Annotated in this window: 2 protein-coding genes; both read right to left on the bottom strand. The window is 38.0% G+C overall.

Annotated features, from left to right (window positions below):
* Window positions 1-169: 169 nt before the first annotated feature.
* The gene (locus tag GQR46_RS20070; RefSeq protein WP_165729023.1) at window positions 170-625 is read right to left on the bottom strand and encodes a hypothetical protein; all 456 of its coding nucleotides are present in this window, start codon (window positions 623-625) and stop codon (window positions 170-172) included.
* Window positions 626-637: 12 nt separating this feature from the next.
* Window positions 638-913, bottom strand: a complete 276-nt coding sequence (locus GQR46_RS20065; protein ID WP_007581281.1) for an EF-hand domain-containing protein — start codon at window positions 911-913, stop codon at window positions 638-640.
* Window positions 914-1,017: the final 104 nt, after the last annotated feature.

Genomic DNA, 1,017 nt, shown 5'->3' with positions numbered 1-1,017 from the left:
AACCAAGACGGTAAAAAAGATTTTGTATTTAAATTTACCGAAGAAGATGGCACCAGCAAAATAGAAACACGCTTAAATTAAGCCAATAAAAAAGCCCAACGGAGTTAACCGTTGGGCTTTGGACTTAAGACTTTCGAGTAACAGTCAGCTTTACTCTAAGTTATAACACCTAAGCAGTTACATTTAGCAGTGAATCGCCTTCACTTAAACCAAACTTCTCTTGCACTGATGCAAGGATTGATTCTTTATCTTCATCAGACAACTGGCTTGAATACTCAGTTAATAGCTCATCTAAGTAGCTGACTACTTCGTCTGTATCTACTGATTCTAATGAGTTCTGTGGCGGCGGTGGCGGTCTTTGGCCTTCCACTCGTCCTGCATCACCAATGCTTTTAGCATCAAACTCAAGTTCGCTCATTAAATCAGCAAGCTCTTTTGTTGGTTCAATACCTTGTTCTTTAAATGCCGCTTGAATACTTTGCGCGTTTTCTTCGGTTAAGTTTTCAGCGTCAAACTCTGCAAGCGTTTCTTTAACAAAATCGCTTTGCTCTGTTGTTAGTTTTGCAGCCTGACTACTTTGTTGCGACATAAAACTCGCAGAACTACTGTTAATACTATTAATCATTTTAGTATCCTTTCAGCGTTCACGACGAGGTGGTTTATGATCGCTAAGTTCTTGTTCACTAATTTCGCCATTACCATCGGCATCTATAGAATCAAAAATTGTTTGTGCATCGCCGTGTGGCGGTTTTTTAGCACTAAACTCTTCAAAGCTAATTACGCCATCACCATCAGTATCAATAGTTGAGAAGTCAGGTTTTTCAGGAGGATTGTCACCGCCTCGAGCAGCTACATTAGCTGAAAAAGCAATAGATAATATTGCCACAGTGGCAAGAGTTGAAAAATGCTTCATAGTAATAACCTCGTATTTAAGAATTAAACTAAGCTTACGCTTTAAAAACGCAAACAATGTGCAAATAATGAGGAAGTAATAAATTATTTTAATAAAAAATAGTA

The sequence above is a fragment of the Pseudoalteromonas sp. Z1A6 genome (assembly GCF_011378745.1).
Classification (GTDB): Bacteria; Pseudomonadota; Gammaproteobacteria; order Enterobacterales; family Alteromonadaceae; genus Pseudoalteromonas; species Pseudoalteromonas arctica.
The sequence above is the reverse complement of the archived record's forward strand: the minus strand, read 5'-3'. Positions and strand labels throughout refer to the sequence as shown.